Genomic DNA, 1,032 nt, shown 5'->3' with positions numbered 1-1,032 from the left:
AAGTTCCCGGCACCTCTGCTGGATTTCTCCGGTTTCTGTCACAGTCAGGTCACGGTCATTTCCAGTAATCTTATCTTCCAGAAAGTTGGCGTATGTACCCAACAAAGCGTTCCGTAAATCCTCCGGGGTTTTCTGTATTTCAGCGCTGTACCAGTCATTCCGGTGGGGTTCCCATGCCATCAATGTATAACCGTGGCTGGTCTGAACCACCTCATACAGTGGATCATCATCCAGATATGCCTGAAACACTTTCAAAATCTTTTCAAAGGTCAGCATTTCCCGCACCTCCCATTCAGCTGCAAATCAGTTCCCTGATTAAAATTTCCTCAATCTGTGCCGTTAATGTGTTCATCAGCCCCACCCAACGCATAGGGTCACAGGCTTTCAGTTCTTCCGCGACACCCGCAGTCTCCATCATGTGAGGCAACATGGTGTCCACGCGCTCCTGTGCTGTCCGCTCAATCTCTAACAGGTGTGGATACAGCTTCTCGCTCATCAGCAGATGGTTGTAGAGAATGGGGCGATGTTCCTTTAGGTAGGATTTTCGCATTCTGCCGTACTTGCCGATAGAAGTTTCCGGCTGTTCAGAAAGTTTTAGGTTTAGTATATCATAATCTCCACAACGAATGTAAGTCAACTTACTCATATTCATTCTCCTTTGCTTCGTGATGATTAGACTGCTGCGCTGGCTGCTATGCTGCCTTTGCGTGGTTCTTCTTTTGGTAGCTGACCAATAGTAGAAAAAACACCTTTTTTCATATCCTCAGCCCGGATCAGGGCTTTCTTAGCGTCCATTTCCGCTTTTTTCTTCGCCTTGATTTTGTCCTCATACTGTTTCTGTGCGCCGCTGGCTTTCCGCTTCAAATAATTCTGATGAAGCCTGTCCTTGCGTTCTTCTTTTTTCCGCAGTTCTTCCTGTTCCTCCGGGGTTAAAGGAACCGGCTGTAAGGATGGTGGGATATAGCGTCCTAAAAAATTGAAGTAGATTTCAATTTCCTGCGTGGTGTCCTGACTACCTTTTCTGGCGCGTTC

Annotated in this window: 2 protein-coding genes and 1 pseudogene; all 3 read right to left on the bottom strand. The window is 47.0% G+C overall.

Features of this window, described 5'->3' with window-relative positions:
* The coding region (locus ACMP1L_RS11170; protein WP_418453044.1) for a hypothetical protein at positions 1 to 276 on the bottom strand (276 nt) is incomplete at its 3' end.
* A gap of 16 nt (positions 277 to 292) precedes the next feature.
* Complete coding sequence (locus ACMP1L_RS11165; protein WP_418453043.1) at positions 293 to 646, bottom strand: TnpV protein; 354 nt, start codon at positions 644 to 646, stop codon at positions 293 to 295.
* Between the two features lie 26 nt (positions 647 to 672).
* A pseudogene (locus tag ACMP1L_RS11160) lies at positions 673 to 1,032 on the bottom strand (DNA recombinase); the annotation flags it as partial.

The organism is Ventrimonas sp. (assembly GCF_048380235.1).
Taxonomy (GTDB): Bacteria; Bacillota; Clostridia; order Lachnospirales; family Lachnospiraceae; genus Brotaphodocola.
Note: the sequence above shows the minus strand (reverse complement) of the source record. Positions and strands in the feature narration are given on the sequence as shown.

What these genes read in the sequence shown, in the direction of transcription:
- ACMP1L_RS11165 (WP_418453043.1), bottom strand. Translation starts at nt 646, where the DNA reads ATGAGTAAGTTGACTTACATTCGTTGTGGAGATTATGATATACTAAAC.